This is a genomic window from Thermostilla marina, assembly GCF_054657455.1.
In genome coordinates, this window is record NZ_BAAHYR010000001.1 from 408,761 (window position 1) to 433,494 (window position 24,734).

15 protein-coding genes are annotated in these 24,734 nt (G+C 62.5%); 9 read left to right on the plus strand and 6 right to left on the minus strand.

All coding sequences use genetic code 11. From position 1 onward, the window contains the following. Window positions 1–224 precede the first annotated feature (224 nt). The 3 genes from ACYQ2I_RS01445 to ACYQ2I_RS01455 all read left to right on the plus strand — a co-directional run bounded on the left by ACYQ2I_RS01445 (window position 225) and on the right by ACYQ2I_RS01455 (window position 4,409). The gene (locus tag ACYQ2I_RS01445; RefSeq protein WP_460165204.1) at window positions 225–1,490 is read left to right on the plus strand and encodes a beta-ketoacyl-[acyl-carrier-protein] synthase family protein; all 1,266 of its coding nucleotides are present in this window, start codon (window positions 225–227) and stop codon (window positions 1,488–1,490) included. Between the two features lie 152 nt (window positions 1,491–1,642). Beyond that, window positions 1,643–3,484 (plus strand): GTPase, encoded by a 1,842-nt coding sequence (locus tag ACYQ2I_RS01450; RefSeq protein ID WP_460165205.1) that lies wholly within the window; start codon window positions 1,643–1,645, stop codon window positions 3,482–3,484. A 253-nt stretch (window positions 3,485–3,737) separates the two neighbouring features. Beyond that, complete coding sequence (locus ACYQ2I_RS01455) at window positions 3,738–4,409, plus strand: hypothetical protein (RefSeq protein ID WP_460165206.1); 672 nt, start codon at window positions 3,738–3,740, stop codon at window positions 4,407–4,409. A 23-nt stretch (window positions 4,410–4,432) separates the two neighbouring features. On the opposite strand, the gene ACYQ2I_RS01460 is transcribed toward ACYQ2I_RS01455, so the two are convergent. Next, entirely contained in the window at window positions 4,433–5,884 is a 1,452-nt protein-coding gene (locus ACYQ2I_RS01460) for an alpha-L-fucosidase (RefSeq protein WP_460165207.1), read from the minus strand. 299 nt (window positions 5,885–6,183) lie between these two features. On the opposite strand from ACYQ2I_RS01460, the gene ACYQ2I_RS01465 reads away from it, so the two are divergent. Together ACYQ2I_RS01465 and ACYQ2I_RS01470 are read left to right on the plus strand one after the other, a co-directional pair. Then, complete coding sequence (locus ACYQ2I_RS01465; RefSeq protein ID WP_460165208.1) at window positions 6,184–7,011, plus strand: C-GCAxxG-C-C family protein; 828 nt, start codon at window positions 6,184–6,186, stop codon at window positions 7,009–7,011. Window positions 7,012–7,563: 552 nt separating this feature from the next. Next, window positions 7,564–10,941, plus strand: coding sequence for an outer membrane protein assembly factor BamB family protein (locus ACYQ2I_RS01470; RefSeq protein WP_460165209.1), 3,378 nt, complete (start codon window positions 7,564–7,566; stop codon window positions 10,939–10,941). A gap of 120 nt (window positions 10,942–11,061) precedes the next feature. On the opposite strand, the gene ACYQ2I_RS01475 is transcribed toward ACYQ2I_RS01470, so the two are convergent. Further along, window positions 11,062–14,121 carry a TolC family protein gene (locus tag ACYQ2I_RS01475; protein ID WP_460165210.1) on the minus strand — a complete coding sequence of 1,020 codons (3,060 nt, stop codon included), beginning with the start codon at window positions 14,119–14,121 and terminating at the stop codon, window positions 11,062–11,064. A gap of 368 nt (window positions 14,122–14,489) precedes the next feature. On the opposite strand from ACYQ2I_RS01475, the gene ACYQ2I_RS01480 reads away from it, so the two are divergent. The 3 genes from ACYQ2I_RS01480 to ACYQ2I_RS01490 all read left to right on the plus strand — a co-directional run bounded on the left by ACYQ2I_RS01480 (window position 14,490) and on the right by ACYQ2I_RS01490 (window position 16,911). Beyond that, window positions 14,490–15,668 carry a hypothetical protein gene (locus tag ACYQ2I_RS01480; RefSeq protein WP_460165211.1) on the plus strand — a complete coding sequence of 393 codons (1,179 nt, stop codon included), beginning with the start codon at window positions 14,490–14,492 and terminating at the stop codon, window positions 15,666–15,668. Window positions 15,669–16,060: 392 nt separating this feature from the next. Further along, entirely contained in the window at window positions 16,061–16,402 is a 342-nt protein-coding gene (locus ACYQ2I_RS01485) for a hypothetical protein (protein ID WP_460165212.1), read from the plus strand. 47 nt (window positions 16,403–16,449) lie between these two features. After that, window positions 16,450–16,911 (plus strand): hypothetical protein, encoded by a 462-nt coding sequence (locus ACYQ2I_RS01490; protein WP_460165213.1) that lies wholly within the window; start codon window positions 16,450–16,452, stop codon window positions 16,909–16,911. Window positions 16,912–17,061: 150 nt separating this feature from the next. Here the strand turns inward: ACYQ2I_RS01490 and ACYQ2I_RS01495 are convergent, their stop codons facing one another. From ACYQ2I_RS01495 to ACYQ2I_RS01505, 3 genes are all read right to left on the minus strand, one after another. After that, on the minus strand, window positions 17,062–18,096 hold the full coding sequence (locus tag ACYQ2I_RS01495; protein WP_460165214.1) for a GGDEF domain-containing protein: 1,035 nt from the start codon (window positions 18,094–18,096) through the stop codon (window positions 17,062–17,064). Between the two features lie 353 nt (window positions 18,097–18,449). Then, on the minus strand, window positions 18,450–19,817 hold the full coding sequence (locus tag ACYQ2I_RS01500) for a right-handed parallel beta-helix repeat-containing protein (RefSeq protein ID WP_460165215.1): 1,368 nt from the start codon (window positions 19,815–19,817) through the stop codon (window positions 18,450–18,452). 135 nt (window positions 19,818–19,952) lie between these two features. Further along, window positions 19,953–21,542 (minus strand): hypothetical protein, encoded by a 1,590-nt coding sequence (locus ACYQ2I_RS01505; RefSeq protein ID WP_460165216.1) that lies wholly within the window; start codon window positions 21,540–21,542, stop codon window positions 19,953–19,955. Window positions 21,543–22,043: 501 nt separating this feature from the next. On the opposite strand from ACYQ2I_RS01505, the gene ACYQ2I_RS01510 reads away from it, so the two are divergent. Continuing rightward, a complete protein-coding gene (locus ACYQ2I_RS01510) occupies window positions 22,044–23,411 on the plus strand; it encodes a Gfo/Idh/MocA family protein (protein WP_460165217.1) in 1,368 nt (455 codons plus the stop codon). 95 nt (window positions 23,412–23,506) lie between these two features. On the opposite strand, the gene ACYQ2I_RS01515 is transcribed toward ACYQ2I_RS01510, so the two are convergent. Further along, window positions 23,507–24,667 carry a serine hydrolase gene (locus ACYQ2I_RS01515; RefSeq protein WP_460165218.1) on the minus strand — a complete coding sequence of 387 codons (1,161 nt, stop codon included), beginning with the start codon at window positions 24,665–24,667 and terminating at the stop codon, window positions 23,507–23,509. Window positions 24,668–24,734 lie beyond the last annotated feature (67 nt).

A 24,734-nucleotide genomic window follows, 5' to 3' on the forward strand; every position in this document is an offset into this window, starting at 1 on the left:
CGAACGACAGGGAGAGGTCGTCTGCCGGGCGATCCGCGGGCAAGGCTTCCGGTAGGTTGCGGGCACGGTCCGCGGGATCGACGACCATCGCCTTCTACCATTTCGGTCCGTTCGGCCCGATCGATTCGCCGACGTGTCGTACCCTCGGACGAGTCGGAACCGGCTGCCCGCCCCGATCTCCGCTCGCCCTCGATTCGCTTGCGCACAACAGAAGATACACTCGCATGGCAACACAACGGGAAGTCGTCATCACCGGCATGGGGGTGGTCAGCCCGATCGGAAACGACATGGAAGCCTACTGGGATTCCATGGTGTCGTTGCGCAGCGGGATTCGCCGGCTGGACCTTTTCGGCGAAAGCGACATTCCCACCCCGATCGGCGGCGTGGTTCCCGAATTCAATGCGAAGGCGGTCGTTCGACCGCGCAAGGCGCTGAAGGTCATGAGCCGCGACATTCAGATGGCGTTCGTCGCGGCCGATTCGGCGATGAAGGCGGCCGAGTTCGGTGAGTCGGGCATCGAACCCGAGCGATTGGGAATCGTCTTCGGCGCCGACATGATCGCCTGCGAACTCGACGAGATGGTTTCGGCCTTCCGCAGTTGCATGGTCGACGGGCGATTCGACTTTTCGTTGTGGGGCGAAAAGGCCCTGGCCGAGCTGTATCCGTTGTGGATGTTGAAGTATCTGCCGAACATGCCGGCCTGTCACATCGGCATTGCACACGACGCCCGCGGACCGAACAACTCACTAACGTTGGCCGAGGTTTCGAGCCTGTCGGCGATCGCCGAGGCCGCCCGCGTGATCGCCCGCGGCGACGCCGACGCCATGATCGCCGGAGGCACCGGCTGCCAGATTCATCCGACCATTTGGGTACGGCATCACGCCTACGAGATGGCTCACGATTTCGACTCGCCCGAAAGCGCGTTGCGGCCGTTCGACGCGAACCGGACGGGCATGGTGCACGGCGAGGGTGCAGGCGCGTTCGTTCTCGAGGCCCGCGAACACGCCGAAGCCCGTGGGGCGACGATCCTTGCCCGGGTTCTGGGCTTTGCGGGGACGTTCCAGCCCAAAGGCCGCAAGCAGGTGGCCGCGGGCGAGGCCGTCCGCCAGGCGATCCGCCTTTCGCTGGCATCGGCCGGCCTGTCTCCCCGCGAGATCGGACACGTCAACGCGCACGGCGTGGGTACGGTGAACGACGACCGCATCGAAGCCCAGGCGATTCACGACGTGCTGGGCGACGTACCCGTCACCGCACCGAAGAGCTTTTTCGGGAACCTTTCGGCCGGAACCGGTGCGGTCGAGTTGGCGGCGACGGTGTTGGCTTTCCGCCACGGACAAATTCCGCCGACGCTCAACTATTCGCAGCCCGACGCCGAATGCCCGGTCGACGTGGTTCACGGCGCACCACGGGCGACCTCGACCCACACGGCGGTCGTCTTGAACCAGTCGCGCATCGGTCAATCGGTGGCGATGATCTTGGCCGGTGTATGAGACGCACCACGCACGGCGCCGGTGCTTACCGGCATAGCGGGCCGCACCGGTCGGGACGTTCGGCCGACTCGGGAGTACACTAGGGATAAGGCGTATCGCCGTCGCCGGACGACGGAATACGGAACGATCCGCGATCCTCTCGGGGCAATGGTGTGAATCAAGACTACAGCCGGTTCAGCCGGACCATTCGCCGACTCGTCGCCGCACTCGATCGACTCGATGCCCGCTGCCGCGAGGCCGAGCTGCCCGTTTGCATCGCCGGGGCCGGCGTCGAACTGTTGCGCGAAAAGCTGCTTCCGCAGGTCGACGCGCCGCCGGTGTTGATCGTGTCGATCGTCGGGGGCACGAACATCGGTAAGTCGTCGATCTTCAATCACATCGCCGGCGAGCGGGTGAGCGCGGTTTCGCCGTTGGCGGCGGGGACGAAACATCCGGTTTGTCTAGTGCCCGAATCGCTTTCGGACACGTTGTTGCGGCAATGGTTTTCGGCCTTCGAGATCGAGACGCTTTCGGACGCCGAGGCCCCGCTGCACGAGTCGCCGCAGCATCGGCTGTATCGGCGCCGCTCGACGGTGCTGCCCGAGCGGTTGGTGCTGGTCGATGCCCCGGACGTCGATTCCGACATGCCCGTCAATTGGGAACGCGCCGCCGCGATCCGCAACGCTTCCGACGTGCTGATCGCCGTTCTCACGCAGCAAAAGTATAACGATGCGGCGGTGAAGCGATTCTTCCGCGAGGCGGCTTCGGCCGACAAACCGGTGATCGTCGTGTTCAACCAGGTCGATCCCGAGGAAGACGCCGACTTCTGGCCCCGCTGGCTCGAAACGTTCACGCGCGAAACGAACCTGCAGCCCGAATGGGTCTATCTCGTGCCGCGCGACCGTCGGGCAAACGAGGAACTGCGGTTACCGTTTTACAAGGCCGAGCCCGGTTCGACGACCGTTTGCGATGCGCCGGTCGATCCGCGGAAAGACCTTTCGGAATTGGCGTTCGACCGGCTCAAGTTGCGGGCGATGCGCGGCGCCGTGCGGCGTTTGTTCGAAGGTGAAGACAACCTGCCGCAGGTGCTGGGGGCGATCGAAGCCTGTGCGCAGCGTTTTCGGGATGCGGCGAGGGTTCTCGATGAACATCTGCGAAAGCCGACGACCGAATGGCCGGTCGTGCCCTCGTCGGTCTTGGTGCATGAGATCCGCGACTGGTGGGACGCCCGTCGTCCCGAGTGGAGCCGCATGATCTTCGCCGGGTACCGCCGCTTGGGCGGATTTTTGTGGAGCCTGTTCGCCAAAGAATCGGCCGATCCGCAAGACGTCGATTCGGCGTTTCATGCCCGCGAACGCGCGAAGATCGAAGAAATCCTCGCGGGGTTGTTCGCGCAGATCGACATCTTGGCCCAAGGGGGCAACGAGATTCTGGCTCCGCGGTTGAAGCGGATCGCCTCGGGCCCCGCGCGGGACGAACTAGCCGCCCGCGTCGCCCGCGCACACGACGCTCTGCCCCTGATCAGCGAAGGGTACCGCACCTTTCTGCGTGCCGAACTCGACCGCCTGCAAGCGCAGTATCCTCGGATCATCCGCTGGCTGCGAGTGGTCGACAATGCGATGGCGGTCGCTCGACCGTCGCTCACGGTGGCGCTGTTGGTGAGCAGTTGGGGATTGGCGGGGGGGCTGATCGGACAGGCCGGCCACGCCGCGGGCGAAGTCTTCGGCGAGGCCGTTCTCACCGGAGGAATGACGGCCGCGGGCGAAGGTGCCCTGGCAGTCGGCAGCGAAGGCCTGCAACGCGCCGCTGCCTCGCTGGTGCAACGCCTGCATCAGCGGTTCGTCGTCGAAAGGGCGCAGTGGCTGGCCGACCAGATCGATAAGGAGCTTCTGGGCGAATTGCTTGCCGAACTTCGCGCAGCCGCCGAGATTCCGCAAAGCGCACCGTTTGACGAAACCCGCGCGGCCCTCGATGATCTCGCGCATCGGTTTGCTCTGTCGGTCGCCGAGGCTTAATGCGACTACGTAATCGCTATATTTGTTACAATCTTCCCCTTTCGGGCGGCGCGGCGTGTCGTAGACGGTGTACCGGGCCGAAAGTCTCTTTTTGGGGCTGTTTCGTCACAAAGCGGCCTGCGGTAGATGCTAGGCTTGGGATAGGAGAAGCACGACCTGTGCCGCCTTTTTTCGCGAAGGCGGCTCGGCTCTTCCTTGCGTCCTTGTCTACTTTGCAAACTCATCACGTGACCGACGGCATGGAGCGGGCACCGTGAGACGATCTTCGACCCGGCCGAAGAAAAAACGCGCCAAGGTTCCGGCAAAGCGCACGTGGCGTCAATGGTATGCTTCAATCCGCAACAGCTTCTTGGTCGTCGGCGTGGCGATGGTGCCGCTGTTGTTCATCGGGATGTTGGCCATCGCCCGCGAAAACCGCTGGTCCGGAAACCTGCTCAATTCGCGCGACGGCGGGATCGGGTTTCGCGACCCGACCGGCGGAGCCGGCGCCGTGACCTACAAGGGCGACGGAAAGGCCGACTTCGGTGAAGTGAGCGTCGAATCGTTCGATCCGGCGGCGGGGATCACCACCCGCACGAGCTTTCGCCTTACCGGAAAGACCGTGTTCGAAGACCGTTTGAGCTTCGACGAATTTGCGCGGCAGTACGGGCAGACGATCCGCGAGCTGGCCGGTGTGACCGTGCGGACGAGTCCTCCGGCCGAGGTCTTCGATAGCGAGTATTTGGGCCGCAAGATTCGCGCGCGGGTGAATCGCACGCTGGGGCAGCCGGCGTTGGAGAGCGTGACGCTGGAAGATTTGACCGTGTGCGAAAGGAATCGGGAAGGCGAGTACGTGACGTTGAAGCCGAACATGGAGCCGGACATTCCCGCCCCTCCCGAGCCGCCACCCGCCCCGTTGCCGCCTAGCGACGAATGGCGTCCGTAACCCGCCGGGCGGGGCGGCGTCGACTAGCGCGGTTCGCGGAACAAAGCGACTTCCGAGATCGCCGGACAGGCGGCAGCCTGCGTGATACGGAGTCGGACCTTCGCGGTCGTGATGTCCTCCGTTCGCAGGAGACGACGACAACCGATGCTCGTCGCCGCGGCGAATTCCTGCCATGCCTTGCCGTCCCAATAATCGAGGGCGAAGGCGTCCACCCGTTGGCCCAACGGCAAGTATTCGCGAATGCGTACGACGTTGAACGTCGTCGGTTTGGGAAGCGCGATCTCTAGTGCGGCGGTGTGCATATCGTCGTCGGTTGCCCAGTAGGTCGTCGGATCGCCGTCGGTCACGTTTGCGGGCGCAAAGCGGGCGTCGTTGCCGCGGGCAGGTCCCGAGACGGTCGCCTCGCGTGCCAGATCGACGGCGAAGGTCGCCTCGAGCACGGCATGCCATTCTTTCAAGGTCCGCGCATCATTCTCGTGGATGCGTCCTCGCCGATCGGGCGGAATGTTCAACAGCAGGTTGCATCCCCGTCCTACCGAGGCGTAGTAAATGTCGAGCAGTTTCTCGACCGACTTGACCTGGTCGTCTTGCGAGGCGTGATAAAACCAGCCCGGTCGGATGGAGACGTCGACCTCGGCGGGACACCACATGTCGCCGTCGCGAACCCCCGTGTTCAACGTGCGGCGATCGGCCGAGCCGGGGACGGCTTCACCGCGGCGCACCGTCGCCCAACACGTTTCGCCCGCGTAGCCGGCCTCGTTTCCCACCCAGCGCACGTCGGGTCCGGCATCGCTGAACATGCAAGCGTCGGGCTGGAGCTCGCGGACGATCTTCCACGTATTTTCCCAATCGTAGTAGGTGCGGTTGTCGATTCGGCGGACGGTTCGCGCGCCGCCGTAATAGCCGTCACCGCCGTTGGCCCCGTCGAACCACACTTCGAAGATCGGGCCGTAGTTCGTCAGCAGTTCGCGGAGCTGGTTGCGGTAGTAGGTCAAATAAGCAGGTTTACCGTAGTCGGCATGATTCCGGTCCCAGGGAGACAGGTACACGCCGAAGAGCAGCCCGTGCCGGCGACACGCCTCCGAGATCGCCTTGACCACGTCGCCTTTGCCGTCGAGCCAATCGCTGTTCTTGACCGAATGCTCGGTGTAGGCGCTGGGCCACAGGCAGAAGCCGTCGTGGTGTTTGGCGGTGAGGATCAGTCCCCGCATGCCCGCCGCCTTGGCGACCGATGCGATTTGATCGGCGTCGAAGTCGGTGGGATGGAAGATCGTCTCGGGTTCGTCGCCGTAGCCCCATTCCTTGTCGGTGAAGGTGTTCGGGCCGAAGTGCAAGAATCCGTACACTTCGAGTTCATGCCAGCGCAGTTGCCGCGGACTGGGGACCGGCCCGTACGGTTTCGGCGGCTCGACGGCGAAGCTCACACAAGCGGCTGACAAAGCGGTGCAAAGAACACAAACGGCAAGACGATTCATGGCGTGCTTTCTGTGCGGTAGGAAAGGTGTGACGGAAACGAGATTCCGGCCCGCGACGGGGTTTCCTCTCGTTGCCCGAAGGATCGCAACCGTATTGTAACTTCGAGGCGCATGGATCGGCCAACATCGAGGTCGTTTAGGTAAAAAAGGTTTGCCGTAGACGCTTGCGGGAATTCGTCGGATAATGCTTGCATGTTTGGCCAAATGCCCATATCGTAGGTGCGGCGGGCGTGGAATTTGTCGACCGGTCCGAACCGGTCGTTCTCACGAGGCGGCTGAACAAACACGGGAGGTCTGTCATGCGCAAATTGTCACGTCGTCGCGCCGTTGCAACGCTGGGGTTGTTGGGGGCCGGGGGAATGGTCGGTGTTGCGGCAAAGAGCATTTCCGGCCAATCGACCGAGGGAAATTCGAGCGGTGTGCAGGCGGAATCGACCGCCCATTGGACCTGGCGTCCGATCGACCCGCAACGCGTCGCAGACAAAGCCTATGCGATTTATCCCGAGGGTAGTTGCATGTACGCCGTCGTCGGCGGAATCATGCTGACGTTGGCGGAAGAATACGGTGAGCCGTACCGCTCTTTTCCCCTGCATATGATGCGATACGGTCGTGTGGGAATCGGGCTTTGGGGCACGGCATGCGGCGTATTCAACGGCGGTGCCGCCGTGATCGGCCTTTTCCGCGGTGAAAAGGACCCCACGGTTCGCGAAGCCGTCATCTCGGAGCTCGGAACCTGGTACGAGCAAACGGCGCTTCCCGATTACATTCCCGCCGAACCGGCGTGGGCGGATGATGTTGAATCCAGCATCGCCGGGTCGGTCCTCTGTCACGTTTCGGTCGATCGCTGGTGCGAGAAGACGGGATACGACGCCTATTGCATGACCAAGAAAGAGCGGTGCCGACGTCTTTCGGCTGCCGGTGCCCGAAAAGTCACCGAATTGCTGAACAAGCACGCCGCTGCCTCGGAAGGGAAATTGACCTTTTCGCCCGAAACGCGAAGTTGTCTCGAATGCCACGGTGGCAGTGAGCTGAAAGATATCCGCGGCTCGATGCAGTGCAATACGTGCCATTCCGAGTTGCCGCCCGATCACCCGGAGGTCTCCTTGATCCCGAAACCGGGCGAATGAACGGCGACCGGCTCGGCCGACGGGCGGTCACGTCGTGCTTCGCAGGTCCGAGTCCTTCGTTTTGATTCCGGTTGGGTTCATCAGGAAAGCAACTCGGGGCGAAGGGATCCACCGGCGTGAAGGCGAACAGGCCTCGGTGTTCGTCCACTTCGAACACAAGGCCGCGCAAATCGAACGGTGGTAGAAGGTATGGCGGTCGGCGATTCGGTCGGCCGCCTTTTCCTTGACTTTCGTTGATACAAGGGCCACACTGAGCGGCGGGAAGTGGGGGATGCCGGTTGTCGGCGCGGTCGGCTCGCCGTCGACGTGAAGGAGTCGCCACGGGCCGCAGCTTCCCCGCATCCTGAAATTCTGCACCTTTTGCATCTTACCGCTGCGTGTCGGGTTCGACCGGCGATTTGCCGCCGGGCGATTCTTTTGTCTTTCGTCTCGGCGATTTCCTCTCGCGCCGCCGACGTGCGCCGTGCGCGATTGCAGATATGAATACGGCGCAGCCTACCGGCCGCATGTTGCGGCCCGGTCTTGTGGGAAACTCTTTTTGGAGAAGGTGCGATGAAGCGGTTATGCGTGTTTCGACGGTCGGGGTGGGTGATTTCCACTCTCGGCCGGCTCGTTGCGGCCGTGGTGCTGGTCGCCGGATCGGCCGCTGCGGTCCGGGCGGCCGGGCACGATGCCGGGCAGCTTTTGGAAGCGGCCGGAGTGCAAGGCGGTGTAGTCGTTCACGTGGGATGCGACGATCCCCAGTTGTTGGCATCCCTTCGGGCGACGCCCGGCTACCTCGTGCAAGGGATCACGCAGGACGAAGCCGAGCTGGCCGCCGCCCGCGAGTTCCTGCGGTCACGCGGGATTTACGGGCCGGTTTCGGTCGTGCCCTACTCGGGATCGAAATTACCCTACATCGACAATTTCGTGAACCTGGTGATCGTGGGAGAGGGACACGAGGTCGCGAAGGAGGAGCTTCTTCGTGTGCTCGTGCCCGGCGGTACGGCGCTCATCGAGAAAGGGGGCACGTTGGAGAAGATCGAAAAGCCGCGCCCGGCCGAAATGGACGAATGGACGCACGCCTTGCACGATCCGACGAACAACGCCGTCGCACATGACGCATTGATCCAACCGCTCGGACGCTACCAGTGGTTGGCCGATCAACGATACTCGCGGCAGCACGATCACATGTCGGCGATCAGTGCGGTCGTGACGGCGGGGGGACGGGTATTCTACATCATCGACGAGGCTCCGCGGGAATCGATCTTGATTCCGCCCGACTGGAAACTCGTCGCCCGCGACGCCTTCAACGGCACGCCCTTGTGGTCGAAGTCGATCCCCCTGTGGCATCCGCATTTGTGGCGGCTGAAAAGCGGCCCGCAGTTGCTCACGCGGCGGTTGGTGGCCGTCGGTGACCGGGTGTACGTGACGCTACGCATCGACGGGCCGGTGAGCGTTCTCGACGCGGCCACGGGAGATACGATCGGCACATTGGAAGGCACCGAGGCGACCGAAGAAATCTTGGCCGTCGACGACGGACGATTGATCCTGGCCGTCGCGCCCGAGGGAGCTCCGTTGCGGAGTGATCCGTACAAGAAGTACGCCACCGTCCGCGACATGGAAGCCGACGTGACGAATCCCGTGTGGTCGCTGGCCCCGCGGGTGGTGATGTCGGTCGATCCCGAATCGGGCGAAATCGCGTGGAAACACAAGACCGACCTCGTTCCGATGTCGCTGACGGCCGATGCGGAACACGTTTACTTCCACGACGGCACGGCAATGCAATGCCTCGATCGCAAGACGGGCGAAACCGTGTGGACCTCGGACCCGTTGCCGGTGAACCTGAAAATGCGAAGTTCGGGCGGAGCCACGGTCGTCGCCTATAAAGACGTCCTGCTCTACGGCGGACAGGTCCCCTTCAAGAACCCGGAATTTCCCGGCAGCACCACGATCTTCGCCCTGTCGACGAAAACCGGCAAACTGTTGTGGACCGGCGAGCATCCCGTCTGCGGACACATGGGCACGCCGGAAGACATCCTCGTCATCGACGACTTGGCCTGGGTCGGGCACGTCGCCAAAGGCACCGACAGCGGCACGATGATCGGCTACGACGTGCACACCGGCGAGGCCAAGAAGCGTTTCACGCCCGACGTCGAGACGCACTGGTTCCACCATCGCTGCTACCGTGCAAAGGCGACGGACAACTATCTGCTGTTTTCGCGGACGGGCATCGAGTTCATCGATCCCGACGAAGAACACTGGATTTGTCATCACTGGGTGCGCGGGGCGTGCCTGTACGGGATCATGCCGGCCAACGGCCTGATCTACGCGCCCGAGCATCCGTGCGCGTGCTATTTGGAAGCAAAGCTGTTCGGCTTCACCGCGCTGGCGCCGTATTCGGAATCGACGATGCCGCGGCGTGAAGTGCCCGACGCCGAGCGTTTGACGACGGTCGTCGCCAAGCCGAAGATCAAACCGGTCAAGCTGACGGCCGACGATTGGCCCACCTACCGGCACGATCCGGCCCGCAGCGGAAATACCCCCTGCGAGGTGCCGCCGTCGCAGTTGAAGAGCGCGTGGAAGGTTGCGTTGGGCAGCAAGTTGACCAGCCCCGTGTGCGCCGCCGGTTACGTGATCGTGGCCGAGACCGATCGGCACACGGTGCATGCCTTCGAGGCGGCGTCGGGACGCCCGGCTTGGAGCTTCACCGCCGAAGGGCGCGTCGATTCGCCGCCCACGATCTGGAACGGCCGCGTGCTGTTCGGTTCGGCCGACGGTTACGTCTATTGCCTGTCGCTCGACGAAGGCAAGCTGTTGTGGCGTTACCGTGTCGCTCCCGAAGAACGTCGAATGCTGGCCTTCGATCAGCTCGAATCGGTGTGGCCGGTGCACGGTACGCCGCTGGTGATCGACGACGTGTTGTACTGCGTCGCGGGTCGATCGATGTTCCTCGACGGCGGATTGCGTTTGGTGCGGCTCGATCCGGCGACCGGCAAGAAGCTGTCGGAAACCATCTTCGACGACCGCGATCCCGAAACCGGCGACAACCTTCAAATTCGCATCGAAGGGTTGAACATGCCGGTGGCGCTGCCCGACATCCTCTCCAGCGACGGACGATACGTCTATATGCGTTCGCTGCCGCTGACGATGGAAGGCAAACGCGTGTACAACGAATACTTGCCGGTCACTGAGTACCAAGGCGAGTATCGGCATCTGTTCAGTCCGACCGGCTTCCTCGACGATACGCTGTGGCATCGCACTTACTGGGTGTTCGGGCAGGCGTTCGCCTCGGGGGCGGGCGGATACTACCGCGCCGGCCGCGTCCAACCCGCCGGACGCGTGCTCGTCTTCGACGACGACACCGTCTACGGCTTCGGACGCCACTGGAACTACTACCGTTGGACGACGCCGCTGGAGTTCGAATTGTTCGCCACACCGAAGAACCCCAAGGTCGTCAATGCCGGGCAAGAGCGCAAGCCGATCAAGAAAAACGGTAAGCGTACCGGTCAGTCGCGAGTTCAACCCGTTCAACGCTTCGAGCGTGAATGGGCCGAGGACATCAACGTCCAGGTCACGTCGATGGTACTGGCCGACGATATTCTCTTCGCCGCCGGTCCGCCCGATACGGCCGACGAAGAACACGCCGTTCAGGCGATCAGCGACGAAGAAGTGCAACGCCGTTTGGCCCGACAAAAAGACGCCTTGAAGGGCAAGCTGGGCGGCATTCTGATCGCCGTAACGCCCGAAGACGGGAAACTGATCGCCGGGTACAAACTCGACGATATGCCCCGGTTTGACGGCCTGATCGCCGCCGCCGGTCGATTGTATTACACGACCTACGACGGCAAACTGGTGTGCCTGTCGCCGACTGAAGGCAAGCCGCTGGCCGAAGAAAAGATCATCGTCGTGCCGCGACCCGAGGCGCTGAAATCGGTGACGCAAAACTGACGCACGACGAATTGCGTCGACTCGCAAGACCGCCGGAGGAACGGGCGACCTTCCCCCGGCGGTCGTTTTTCGGCGATTGCCCTCACCGCGGACATACTGCGACCGGGATCGCGAACGACATCAGCCCAAGGGCGAAAGCGGCACGAAGGCCGAACGCGGTTCCCGCGACGGACCGCGAAGGTTTTCGAACAACCGCTTCAACGGTTGGGGGCGCTCGTCGCGAAACAGGCCCTCGCCCGTCGGCCGGGGTTGGCCTGCCCCGTTTTCGTCGGCCGGTTGCACGTCGGAGACCACTACCGCCTGCGGTTCACTTTGGGCGTCGGCCTCGGGGAACTCGGGGACGGCGGCGGGCACGGGGCCTTCCGGCGCGGGCGCCCGTTCCGGGGATTCCTCGGGAACGACTCCCGGCTGAAGTTCGAGGATTTCTTCGATCGTGGGGACGGGCAATTCCGTCTCGCCGGTCGCCGTCGAAACCGTCTCGGCGGTGATCGGACCCGGATCGATCCAGAGCCCCTGATCGTCCAGTTGCATCGTCCCCATTTCGTAATCGAGCAGCATGCGCTGGACTTCGTAGTTGACCCAGTTGCCCAGGAACGCGTTCTGGGCGTTCAGCAAGCCGGAGAGGGCCTGTACCAGGTCGCGGGCGGTGGTCGCCCCGAATTGCGAAGTCGCCCCGGCTCGCGGCGGTTGCCGCAGGCGCTCCCGCGCCAAGTCGACCTGCGCGATCGCCACGGCGACCGCCTCACGTCGCAGTTCGAAATCCAAACGGCCCGATTCGATGTTCCGCAAGATGTCGCGGATTCCTTGATAGACGCGGTCTTCGAAGGCGTAGTAGTCGCGCCGCGCCCGCTGGTAGTTGATCAACGCCCGGCGATAGGCGTTTCGTTCCAGCAAGCGATCGAACGGAGCATCGAATTCAAACCCGATGCGCATCCGGCCGGTCGTTCCGCGGAAGGCGACCGGATTGTCGCCGATGGTCCCCATGTCGCCGCTGAAGGTCACATCCAGTGAGCTCCGCAGGTCGTTCGCCGCGATGCGGATTTGCCGCCATTGATCGACCAGCGCCGCCCGCGCGTTCATCCAGTCGAGACGATGCGTGCGGGCGATCTCGATGGCTTCTTCGGGTGTGATCTCGACCGGCGTGAGGACGACGCGGTCCAGCTTCGCCCTCGCTTGAATCAGCGTCAAATCCGAGATTTCCATCAACAGCGGTTCGAGTAACTCTAAAGCCGTGTCATCGGTGCCGTGTGTGTCGAGCGCGGCAAGTTTTTCCTGGAAGGCTTCGAGTCGCTCCTGCCACACACGGGCGTTGCCGCGGGCGTTAGAAAGTTGCTCCTGGTACTCGGTGATGTCTTCATCCACGGCGGCTTCGGTCAGCTTTTGACGCGCGGCTTCGATTTCGGCGTTCGCCTTGTCAATCTCTTGTTTCGCTCCTTCGATGGCTGCTTCCAACTGCTTGCGACGGGCGTCGACCGCGGTTTGCGGATCGGCCAAGAATTGCTCGATCGCCGCGAGCGTCTCGGTGAGCGTGGGTTTTTCTTCGGAGAACGGGCTTTGGTTTTGCGGCGCAGGGAGATCCCCTCCGGTGCCCATCAATTTCGCGTAGGCCGCTTGGATCTTCTCGAATCGCTCGTCGAGATCGGCCAGCGCTTGGCGGACCTTGTCCGTTCCCTCGGGACCCAACTCGGTATGCTCGTACAGCCGTTGCAGCGATTCGCGTCGTTCGGGTAACGCGTCGGCCAACCGCGAGATGTCGCCGGCGACCTGTTCGGCATGTTCCCGCGTGCGCGTGCAGATTTCGGCCAATTGGGCTTGCCAATCGTCGGGCAGCGGCTTTTCGGGATCGCGGAGCGCCCGAGCCAAACGCGTCGCCTGTTGTTGCGTGGCCATCAGCTGCGGATCGATCAGGTCGAACATCTCGAGGATCGGATCCGAGATTTCGACGTTCACATCGGGAGGCAAGCCGAGTGTGATCTTGAACGAGTCGAGCGACGACTGGTAGTTGTTCCGCAATTGCAACAACTGACTTTGGGCGTTGTACAGCGACTGCAACGCCAGGTCGACCTGGAAGCGGTCGATGCGGTCGGCCTCGTGGGCGGCCAGCAGTTGTTCGTAACTGTCCTGCAATCCGGCGACGTTCTGTTCCTGGTTGCGGATGCGGACCTGGTCTTGGAGCAATCCCAGCACGCCGCTGCGTCCTGCTCCGGTCGAAGGCGTGAGGCTGCCGATGGTCACATTCCCGCCGCCGGGACCGCTTCCGGCGCTGGTGCCCGAAACGATTTGCAGGTAGAAGCCCTTGCGATAGCGTTCCATCTGCCGAATGTTGGCCAGCAGCGCCCGCTGGGCCTGCGTGAGATTTTCCAGAACGACCGCCCGTCCGCCGGCGCGCAACAGCGGTTGCACGATCGAAAAGTCGATCAGCGACGACGACACGTAACTGTGCGTGCCCGAGAACTCCCACACCATCGAATTGGCGAATCCGACCAACAGCTCGCCGCCGGTGGCGAACAATTTGCGGGCCGAAAGACCGTTGTCGACCACCAACAGGCTGCTGGCCCCGCCGGCACGGTCCGGTCCGTCGGCGGTGAAGAAGGTCGAGTGATTGCCGAAGTAGCGGATGTCGAACCGGTATCGCTCAGCGGCCACGTTCAGCGCCGCTAAGTACAGGTTTTCCAGCCGTTGCTGGTAGTCCCGCGAATGGATCAACGCCAGTTGAACGGCCGAATTCCGATCGAGGACGACGACTCCCTTTTCGTTCACCGGCAGGAATGCCCGCCAGTTCGGATTTTCGACCTCCGGCGTCGTGCCCCAGTCGTCCCAGTGTTTCGAGCCTTTCTTGCCGTCGACGCACTCCATGTACCGGTGCGAGGCGGGATCGTCACAGGGCCTCGGTTCTTCGTCGGGGCAGAAGGGGTCGTACATCCGCGATTCGGGCGCGGGATTGATGGAAAACTCGTCGATCTTCCAACGCGGATCGGTCGCGGTTGTTTCGACCAGGCAAGCCACCTCGTCATCGGCCTGCTGTCGGTAGAACGAGCGATGGCACCCGGTGATGATCGGTAATCCCCCCGCAAGCACAAGCGCGAGGAAGAAAACCCGGTGGAAAAGGGACGCAGCACGCGATGCCCCTCTCGCAGATAGGCGCCCTTCCCCCATAATGCGTGTTCCCGCTTCGTTCATAGCGTGGTGTCTCGGCGCAAAGTGGTTACCTCGGCATATTGCGACCGCCTTGAAGAGGTTTCGGATTGCCGATCAGAAAAACTTTATGGATTGCGCCGGTTTTGCGGCTTGAAAGCGAGTCGCCGATGGATCAAATTAGGAGGTCTAAGTGCCCTGGAAAAAATGGGTTACAGAGGATGAAGCTTGACACCCCCTAGGGGCCTAAATACCATCGAAGTTACCGATCTGAAACATTTGCCGCCGGGTTGGTGTTCACCCGGGCCGAGCCCGGGACCATTCGATAGGAAAGCCGCTCGTCTGAGACCGATTCCGGCTCTTGCCGAGACTGCTTGTCGGCACGGATTCGCCGCGGGGATCGTCCCCGTTTCATGGACCGACTTCACCGACCGGCGTCGAACGATCTTCTCAACCAAGACGGTGAATCCGATATGAGCATCTGGAAGAAGCTATACATCGTTTTCATCCTGCTCGCTTCGATCGCTTTTTGGTACTTGGGGATGCGTGCTTTGGCCACGCACCGCGCGTGGCGCGAAGCCGCTCTCCAACTCCAGCAGCAAATCGAGCAGACGAAACAACAACGCGAACACTTGATCCACGGCGACGGGACGAACCCCGGCATTCGCCAATTGGAACTCGAGATTCACAAGTGGCAGACGAAACGCGGCCGCGTGTGGTACGGAGCCCGTCCCGCCCAACTGCAACAGCAGCCGGGTCCCAACGGCGTCCCGGTGGTGCAAGTTCGTGTCGCGATCGACACGCTCGGTCCGGCGGCCGCGCCCGAGGAACAACCGATTCCCGTCGATTCGATCGTGTTCGTGTTCGATGAACGCGACATCCGCCAGGGCGGACGTTATCTCGGCGAGTTCCGCGTGCGGCAGGTGGTCGAGGCTCAAGCCGATCAGCCGAAACAACTCGTCCTCGAGCCCACGACCGTCCTTTCCGGTCGCCAGATGCAATACCTGCAACAGAGCGTGAACCTGGCCGGCCAAGGGCAAACGACCTGGACGATTTGCGACATCTTGCCGTTCGACAACCACGAGGCCTTCGCGGGCATGGATCCCGAAGTATTGCGGGAAATCCTGCCGGCTTCGTCGGTCGACGAGTACATCCGCGACGGGCAGCCCATCGATCCGAATCAGCCTGAATCGGAACGCTACGAGCGGCAGTTGTGCGATTACACGATTCTCTTCCGCGTGTATCAACTGGAAGAGGTCGAATTGCTTGACCGCATCGCCTCGATGAAACGGAACATCGATTGGCTGAACGCCTGCCTCGACGATGCCAAGCGTGAGGAAGGCGTGCGGCAGCAAGAGATCGCTCAGTTGACCGCCGACTTGGAGCAGGCCAATCGCGAATTGGCGGCGACGCAGGCCCATTTGAAGGCCGTCGAGGCGACCCTCGAGCGCGTAACGCAGGCGCGTGACGACCTCATCCGGCAGAATATGGCGACCGCAGCAGCGATCGCCGCGGCCCAGGCCAAGGCCACCGAGCTGATCGAAGCCCGCGTGCGGGCAATGGCGGCGGCCCAAGAATCGGCCACGCCCTGATCGATCGGCGTTCGTGTACCGAATTCGACGAAGAATCGGCGGTTCCGCGTCGGGCGGGATCGCCGACTTCCTTTTCTTGCCCGCGGTTTTCGCCCCGCTGTGCCGCTTCGACCTGCGCTGCGCGTCGGCCCTTCATGGGCGATTCTGTTTTGACGCTGATGGGACGGCTTGTGAATCTGGGCAAGTTGTGCGGATCGAACAAGAACGACTGCCGAGCGGGCTTTCTGCGGCCGACGTACTGTATTAGCCGGTATTGTGCCGACGGTCCATGCGCCGATGGTGTTCGATCGGCCGGTGGGCCGCGTGAATGATTGGAAGCGCTTGCGGGGAAGGATCTCTGCCCGATCATCCTTCGGCCCCAGCTACAGAGCCATTTACGGAGGAGCCGCTCGATGTTGTCTCGTTTGTTCAAAATTGGCGGTCCGCTGTTGATCGCGGCCGTGTTGGGAATGGTGTGGACGTCCCAGGCGCAGGCCGGCGGTCCTCTCGTTGCCGGTCATCATGCCTATAATCCGGCGTTCGATTTGTTTCCGCAGTATTACACGCCGCCGGGATGCACCAGCCTTCAAGCGCAGCTTTACGTGGCGCCGGTACCCACGCCTCCGGTGATCGGCCACACCTGGATCACCTATCAGCCGTTGATGCCGCACGAATTCTTGTACCGGCACGGCCGGACCTATTATCGTCGGAATGCCGACGGCGGTTGGACGCGGACGTCCGTCGGGTGGCATTGATCGCGCTGTTGCCTACCTTGCCGAATGCGATAACGAAGGACTCGACCATGAAACGTCAGACGATTGCCCTTTTGGCCGGTGCCATGTTTCTGTTCGGGACGGCCGGTCTCGTCCGGGCCGGTGATTGCCCGACCTGCGCTCATTCCAAGGTGAACACGACCGCCTGCCCGACCTGTGCGCATGGGGTGGCCGCTTCGAGTTGCCCGACGTGCACGGCCTTTCCGAAGCGGGCGGGACTTCACGGTAATCGCTACACGGGCCCGTGGCACGGCCAATATTACAGTTCGACCTGGGGCATGCCGGTGGCCGTCGTCGTACCGCCGACCGCTGCAACGCAAACCCATTGGGGATGGGGTGTGGGCGCCACGCGCGTGACGCCGATCTATCCGCAATTCCAGCGGAACATGAACGGCGGCAGTGTGTACAACGTGCGTCAGTTCCGCCCCACGCCGCCTTGGCCGTCCAGCACCGACCAGTTCGGCGTCTATCCGGTGCGAGCGCCGTGGTAATGCCGCGCCGACGGGTCGCGACACGGCGACCGCCCCGTCACGTATGATCAAGAACGCCCGCGAGCCGACGTGGAAGACCACGCCGGCTCGTTTTCCATGGGCTCGTCGGAAAGGAGGTTGCACGACGTCGCACGCCGTACGCCTGGTATGCTACGAGGAACTGATTTCCACCAGCCGCTGTTGCAGATTGTCGACCAAAGATTGCAGTTCGAGTTCGCTCGCCCGCTCGGGAGTGAGTTCTTCGACAGCGTCGGGAATCGGTTCGGGCGACTCTTCTTCGGCCTCTCCGAAGGGATGCGGTCCCGAAGCCAAATGGTAAAACACACGATTGCGGCCGTTTTCCTTGGCGGCGTACAGGCAGGTGTCGGCCCGCCTCATCAATGCGTCGATCGACAGCCCCGGGGCGATACTCGCCGCGCCGCAACTGACCGTCACCGGCAACACGCGGCCCTCGAACTCGAATTTGCGGTTGGCGATCGCCCGGCGGAACCGCTCGGCGGCTGCGCCTGCAAGTCGGGAGTCGTCTTCGGGCAGGATGACGGCGAATTCTTCGCCGCCGATGCGGGCAGGCATGTCGGTTTCGCGGGCGACCGCTTGTAAGACCTCGGATAATCGCGACAAAACGGCATCTCCCGCCGGATGGCCGTACTCGTCGTTCAGTTGCTTGAAGTGATCGACATCCAACAGGACGATCGAAAACGGTTTTTGCTTGCGCTGCCATTGCGCCAAGCAGCGTTTGATCTCGGCGTCGAAGGCCCGCCGGTTCGGGAGACCGGTCAGCGGATCCGTCAGGGCTTGCGCCGTTTGTGATTCCAGTTGCCAGGCTTGCTCGCGCAGACGCGATTCGGCCGTATCGAGTTGGCCTTGCAGGCGGGTGTTCAACTGCATGATCTCGATTGCGGCTTGAAGCACGACCTTCGAGAAGTCGGGCGATGCGGGATCGAGTTGCGCGATCTCTTTGCCGGTGCGCAGCAAGGCCCCGCGATGGCGTTCAACCTCACCCGAAACATTCTTCACAAGCTCGTTCAGACGCCGCACCGAGCGATCCAATTGCCGTGCCTTGACGAAGTCCCAGTATCGACGGCGGGCCGCCACACCGGGAATCAAGTTCGTCGCTCGATGCCACACGTAGGGCAAGAACGATCCGAGTGCGGCGCCTCCGAGAAAAAGCCACCAATCGGACATACGTCACTCCCGTCTCCGCCCACATGCGAATGCACGCGCGGAGTTTGTGGACCATCGGCCGGGCGCTCGGTTGCCCGAGTACCGGCGTCCCGGCTTGCGAGAAAAGACGAATGAAAAGCTACGGAAAAGGTTCGCCCGTCTCGGCCGTCGCTGAGGCAGGGCGTTGTCATCTCAACCCTATCTCATGATTCCGCTCGGCGGGGGGGAGCTTGAGGGAAAAGAGGCGATTCGACCGCCGAGCGTGCCGGTTGCGCGGAACGGCGCTGCTACGATCGGCGCAATCGATACAGACAGGTCTTGTGCAAGCCGAGGCACGGCGCCGCATCCCGTTTGCCGGAAATGGGTTGTTTGCCCTACCGCTTCGGCGAAGCGGCCGGCGGCGTCACCGCGAAGCCGCGGATCTGATATTCCCCGCCCGCCCCGCAGGTGAATTCGAGCGGCTCGCGCGGGCCGCGCAGGGCGCCGGTGTTGCGGTTTTCGAAGCGGGCGGCATCGGCAACGCCGACGAAAGTGTTGTTCTCGACGCGTGCCCGGTAGCTTTCTTCATTGCGGACCAGCGGTCGCGGCAAGTCGCGGCATTCGATGATGTTGTCGGCAATCACGATCGTCGAGAAGTCGGTCTCGCGATGAAACCCGAACAGGCCTTCGGTGCGGGGCGTGGCCGTCTTGTGCGCGATCACATGGTTGTGCGCGAAGCGAAAGTGATCGTAGACGCCGTTGGTCCAAAACAAACCGCGCCCCGGGTTCAAAATGAGGTTGTCGTGAAAATCGGTCGGGCCGGGGGCCGATTCGGTACCGAACCGCGAGATCAGGTTGCCGCCGTCGGCGTCGGTCGAAAACGTGAACAAGTTGTGGTCGACTTCGACGGCGTTCCGCGGCCATTCCAGTGCGTACGACGTGGTAAACCAATTGTGGTGGATGTGAAACGTGTAGCCGCCCTCGGGCACGCTGCCGCCGGCATGCTTCGGAATCGAAACGCACCCGTGCAGCACGTTGTGATCGATTTCCATGTAAGCGTTGTTGTCGTGCGGAAACTCGACGGCGAAATCGACATGGATCGTATTGTGATGCAAACGACAGTGCTTTCCGCCGTATCCTTTGATGCCGTAAAAAGGAGCGGCCCCTTCGCTGCGCGTCATGCGGTTGTTCCAGAATTCGGAGTCGGCCGACCAGTGCATGAACAATGCACCGCCGGTGGTCGAACCGAACTTGCCTCCGGCGTCGACGAACGTGCAATCGTGCACGCGATAATTTTTCATTCGCCACGTGCGGATGCCGCTCCACAGGAAGCTCTCGACGTGCAGATCGCATATTTCCAAATCTTCCACGGCGTTCGCGAAAATCGCACCATGCACGTTCGGTCCGCGAAGCGTCATACCCGCAATCTTGATTCCGCGTACCTTTTCCATCGAAAAGAGATACGCCGACGGATCATCTTCTCGCGGCAGGCTGTCCGTCGATACCTTCCAGCCGGGATCGGCGACGACGATCGTTTTCCCGACACCCGCGCCGCGGATCGTGAGATTGCTCTTGAGGTAAATCGGTTGCGCGAACCGAAATTCACCCGGCGCCAGCACGACTTCGTCGCCGGGGTTTGCGACCTGGACCGCCGCTAGAAGCTCATCGAACGTGCGAACGTCGTGAACGGCCGCGATCGCTTTCGGCAAGAACAGTCCCGTCAGAATCAGCGCCGTCGATGCGGCGATTGCGCGTTCGCCCATGGATGGTCCCTTTCTCGTTTCCGGTGCAGCCCGAGAACGACCGCCTCGATACGAAATGTGCGGGTATCTTGGAGCGTAATCGGAGGTCGTGCGGCAGGCAAACCCGCGCGTTACGGCGCATCGAAGAAGCGTTTCTCACCGAACCGCGTCGACCGGTTCCGGTGCGTCGGAGACGATGTGATCGACGTCTTCGATCATCGGCCGTTCGTTGCCCGGTTCGAGAAACTCGTTGTCGCGCATGACGAGCGTTTCCACGCCCCGCACGAGCAGCCTTCCGTAGATGCGATTGCCGACAAGTTCGGCGCGTTCGATGATCGACGGGCCGCGCGTATGGGGTGTTCGCCCTACGACCGAGACGGCCAGTTGCGGATTTCCTCGGCCGCGTCGCAACGTGCAATTTTGCAGGGACAATCGTGCCGGCCCGGGGCCTTCGAGATTTTCGCGGTAAAACCACAAGAAAGCCGTTACGTCGCACGCTTCGAACGTCGTCGAAGTTTGAACGCGACAACTTTTTAGAATGCGACAACGTCGCAACGTCGTGTGCGGGTTGGCGTAACGCGGCTGCCAGGCGATATGGCCCGGCAATGCGGCCACCGGGCGATCGAACACCAGCGTCGTCGCTTGCGCCCGGCTGCGGTCCCAAGGTACCGGCTCGATCGGCGGTTCGACCGCTCGAAGCACGCCCGCGGCCGTGCGGACGTTCGTCTTCGGATCGGCGAAAACGACTTCCTCGCCCACGTGCCAAGGCATGAGGTTCAACGGGTAGATTTGTTGCACGACGACCCGGTCGGGCGCATCGGCCCGCACGACGCGGCTGGAATGGTACGAAAGGTTGAAGGCATCGTCGTTCGTTCCCGCGACCAGGCAATCTTCCCACAGCAGCTCGGCGGCGTTTCCTTTCACGTGGAAGCCGTCGCGCCAGGTCGAGGTGATTCGGTTCGTGCCCGGTTGCGGACGAATGTTCACCTGCTTGAAGGTCACCTTGCCGGTGTTGCGAAACACGCGGAAACCGAACCACGGCGCCGACCACAATTCGACGCGCTCCAGCGTTACATTCTCGTTGTCCCAGATTTCGAAACAGGCGCCGGGGCCGAATCGATGTGCGATACCCGGCACGGGCAGACTCACGCGCCAATCGCCGGGGACGATGTCGTCGAAGCGGTCGAACTCGGCATCGGCGATCGCCCGCACCCGCGCCGAATCGCTCGCGTCGGGAATCAAATCGGCAAGCCAATAATGGCGACTCAGGTATCCGTACGGCCCGCGATACCACAGCATGCCGAAAAAGGCCTGCTCGCCGTCTTCATGCGTGGGGCCGCCGCTGGGCGGCGGGGCATTCCAAAGTGTTCGGTCGATTTGCACGTCGAGCGCGCGGTTCACCGGATCGACGCCGACGACCGTTCCTTCGACGACCGGTGACGGCGAAAAGTCGACGTTCAGGTTCTTCAAGAGGATGTTTTTCGACCGGCCCAAGCGCAAGAACCGCACGTTCGGCCCCAAAAGGAACGTCGTCCCTCGGCCGTTGATCACAAGCTCCGATACACCGTCGAAGCGGAGAGCGTATCGGTCGGGCGCCGTTTCGATGCGAACGGTCGCGGCTTCGGGGAACACGACGATCGCGTTCCCGTGGCGTCGGGCAACGGCGTCGACCAGTCGCGCGAGGGCAGGGCCGTCGTCGGTGGCGGCGTCGGCCGCCAGACCGAACTCGGCGGCGAAGAGTTGCACCGGCGTCGGTTCGGTCGGTTCGCGCGTTCCCGATTCGGCCGATGCGGTTCCACCGAGAAGGAACCAGGCGAGAAGGCACGTTGCATATTGCATGCAATACACAAGTGCACGCGCGGTCCTAAATAATGTCGGCCTGTATATTTCTCGGTTCAGTTGATATGACGCCGATGAAGGCCGGGGGTTGCGCGGCATGCGTATGTCCTTTGTTTCTATTGCGTCGAAGGTTACGGCCGAAGCGGTGACTCGGTGCGCCGGGCGGCTTTACGGCGATGGAACATGAGGTGCCGCTGCATCGAGGAAAAAACGGTGGTATTCCCGCTCGGCACCGAATAGTATGGAAGCGACCGTCGAACGCCCCAAACGGGCGATCGTCCTGCCGGACAGCCTTCCGATCCCTTTCATATCGTACAGGCATGCCGACGCACGGCCTGCATGCGGGCCGATCCGATTGTTCCCCCATACCGTCAATGTGTTTACTTCACGAGTAGAAAGGATCACGACATGAGCGAAAAGGGTTCCCCTCGCACGAATCGTCGTCGCTTCATTGCCGGGACGAGTGCCGCAGCCGTCGGCGCGTCGACCTTGTTGGGCGCCGTTCCCGCGGTGCATGCCGCCGAGGACAACACGATCCGCCTGGCCTTGATCGGTTGCGGCGGACGCGGGACGGGGGCGGTCGCCAATGCCCTGAACACGCAAGGCCGCGGACAAGGGCCCATCGAGTTGTACGCGGTCGCCGACCTGTACGACAACAAGATGGAAGGCACCGTCAACTCGCTGAAAAAGCGGTATCCCGACCAGGTCAACGTGACGAAGGACCGCATGTTCCGCGGTTTCGACGCCTACAAGAAGGCGGTCGACATTTTGCGGCCGGGGATCGACGTGGCCATGTGCACGACGCGGGCATACATTCGTCCCGTGCACGTCGAATACGCGGTGAAAAAGGGCGTGTACGTGTTCATGGAAAAGCCGTTCGCGCCCGATCCGGTCGGCTTGCAACGCATGCTGAAGGCCGGTGAGTTGGCCGAGCGCAAGGGCGTGAAGATCGCCGCCGGGCTGCAATGCCGTCACTCGCCCGCCCGGGCCGCACTGATCGACAAGATCAAAAGCGGCGAGATGGGTGAGTTGATCTACGTGCGGGCGAATCGTCTCACCGGTCGCCGCTGGATGGGCGACCAAGGCGACAAATCGAACAACTTCCTCGATCAGCTCAACTTCGGAAAGGTCAACCTGTTCTGGGTCGGTTCCGGCCATATGGTCGACAACCTGATCCACCAGATCGACGAATGCTGCTGGCTGATGGATTCGTGGCCGGTTTCGTGCCACGGCATGGGCGGACGCGAGGTCGGCAGCGACGACCACGGCCAAAACGACGACATCTACGCCATGGAATACACGTTCCCGGACGGGCGGAAGGCCTTCTGCGGTTTCCGACGGGCGCTCCAAGGACACACGGAATTCGCCACCTTCGTCCACTGCTCGAAGAAGGCGGGCCAGTTCTCCGGGAACGTCCACAAGGCGACCGTCCACATGTTCAAGGATCATCACATTTCCGACGACAACATCGAGTGGTCGCCCACGCCCGACGAAATGAGCCCGTGGGATTACGAGTGGGTCGATTTCGTCGAGAGTATCCGAAAAGATCGACCGCACAACGAGGCGATTCGCGCCGTCCATGCCGACATGGCCGCCCTGATGGGGCGTGCCGCGGCACACCTGAACCGCGTGGTCACGTGGGAAGAAGTCTACATGTCGGACTTCCAGTTCTGCGACTACCTCGATAAACTCGATTACGATTCGCCGCCGCCGGTGAAAGCCGACGAGAACGGTTACTTCCCCGCTCCGCACGCGGGCATTTGGAAGGAACTGTAATCGGCCGAACCCGGCAGCACGCCGGTAAAGCAAGACGAAGGAGAGTTTGCAGACGCCTGTTGCCCTCGCGGCGGCAGGCGTTTGCGGTTTTCCGATCAAGTGATTCCTTCGCCCAACAGTCGAAAGAAGCCGGACCAGATGCCGTCGCCCAACACGCGATCGGCGGCGTCCAGGCCCAGGCGGACGACGACCATGTTCCACTCGGGCACGACGAACAGCGCGTTGTTGTTGTAACCCAACGCGGCGAAAGTGCCGACGGGGGCCGCCGGCCACTTGCGTTGTCCGTCGGGCTTTCGGCCGTTCACCCACCAGTTGAAACCGTAGCATCCGCGGCCGTCGATCCCGCTTTCTTTGTGCCCCAGCGGCAGATCGGCCGGCACTTGGACGCTGGCGGCCTGGGCGATCCACGCCGACGAGATCAACGATTCGTTCTTCCAGCGACCGCCGTTGAGAACCAACAGCCCGAAACGTGCGAGCTGTCGGGCCGAGATCTGCACGTGTTTGCCGCGGTTTCCCGAGCCGCCGTTGATCGGTACGCCGTCCACTTCACCGTCGGTTCCCCAGGTCCAGGCGGCCGGATCCATGCCGATCGGTTCGGCGATTCGCCGCGCAAAGAGCGACTTCATCGACGCACCGGCGATGCGGGTCAACACGCGACCGAACATGTTCATCGCCGAATCCCAATAGGCGAAATGCGTGCCGGGTGGGAACAACGGTGTGTCGGAAGGAACAAACGGCGTGTTGCTGGGGCCGTGCGTGTAGCCGCCTTTCGGCTCGTCCCCCACGGCACGATACCCCGAGGTCATCGTCGTGAAGTGACGCAACGTCACCGTCGGGTACGTTTTCTTCAAACTCGGCTCGAACTCGCAGGCGCGGGTATCGAGGCTGCATTTGCCGTCGTCGATCAACAGCCCCAACACCGTCGACGTGAACGATTTCGTGCAGGACCACACGCCGTGGACTGCGTCGATCTTGGGGCCGTGATAGACGAGGTATCCGTCGCGGACGATCAATAGTTGGTCGACGCCGTCGCGCCCGGCGTTCTTCTCGAGATGTGCGATCGCTTTGGACAACGCTTGCGGGTCGATCCCGTGCCGCTGCGGCGGTGCGACTTCCCAATCTTTTTCAGGAAACACCATGGGACGTGTCGACCTCTCGAAGGCTTCGGCTCGGGACGCGACGGGCGAGCCGACAGCAATCGCTGCACCGGTGGCGGCGGTCTCGACCAGAAAACGTCGGCGAGTAACGGAGTGCATGGGAACGCCTCGTCTTGGGATTCCATCCGTTCGGCAAACCGATGGGACGATGTACCGCCGGCGAAGG

Excerpts from the sequence above, each read along its gene's own strand:
- ACYQ2I_RS01445 (WP_460165204.1), top strand. The coding sequence starts at position 225 with ATGGCAACACAACGGGAAGTCGTCATCACCGGCATGGGGGTGGTCAGC.
- ACYQ2I_RS01460 (WP_460165207.1), bottom strand. The coding sequence starts at position 5,884 with ATGAATCGTCTTGCCGTTTGTGTTCTTTGCACCGCTTTGTCAGCCGCT.
- ACYQ2I_RS01465 (WP_460165208.1), top strand. The coding sequence starts at position 6,184 with ATGCGCAAATTGTCACGTCGTCGCGCCGTTGCAACGCTGGGGTTGTTG.
- ACYQ2I_RS01470 (WP_460165209.1), top strand. The coding sequence starts at position 7,564 with ATGAAGCGGTTATGCGTGTTTCGACGGTCGGGGTGGGTGATTTCCACT.
- ACYQ2I_RS01475 (WP_460165210.1), bottom strand. The coding sequence starts at position 14,121 with ATGAACGAAGCGGGAACACGCATTATGGGGGAAGGGCGCCTATCTGCG.
- ACYQ2I_RS01480 (WP_460165211.1), top strand. The coding sequence starts at position 14,490 with ATGGACCGACTTCACCGACCGGCGTCGAACGATCTTCTCAACCAAGAC.
- ACYQ2I_RS01485 (WP_460165212.1), top strand. The coding sequence starts at position 16,061 with ATGTTGTCTCGTTTGTTCAAAATTGGCGGTCCGCTGTTGATCGCGGCC.
- ACYQ2I_RS01490 (WP_460165213.1), top strand. The coding sequence starts at position 16,450 with ATGAAACGTCAGACGATTGCCCTTTTGGCCGGTGCCATGTTTCTGTTC.
- ACYQ2I_RS01495 (WP_460165214.1), bottom strand. The coding sequence starts at position 18,096 with ATGTCCGATTGGTGGCTTTTTCTCGGAGGCGCCGCACTCGGATCGTTC.
- ACYQ2I_RS01500 (WP_460165215.1), bottom strand. The coding sequence starts at position 19,817 with ATGGGCGAACGCGCAATCGCCGCATCGACGGCGCTGATTCTGACGGGA.
- ACYQ2I_RS01510 (WP_460165217.1), top strand. The coding sequence starts at position 22,044 with ATGAGCGAAAAGGGTTCCCCTCGCACGAATCGTCGTCGCTTCATTGCC.
- ACYQ2I_RS01515 (WP_460165218.1), bottom strand. The coding sequence starts at position 24,667 with ATGCACTCCGTTACTCGCCGACGTTTTCTGGTCGAGACCGCCGCCACC.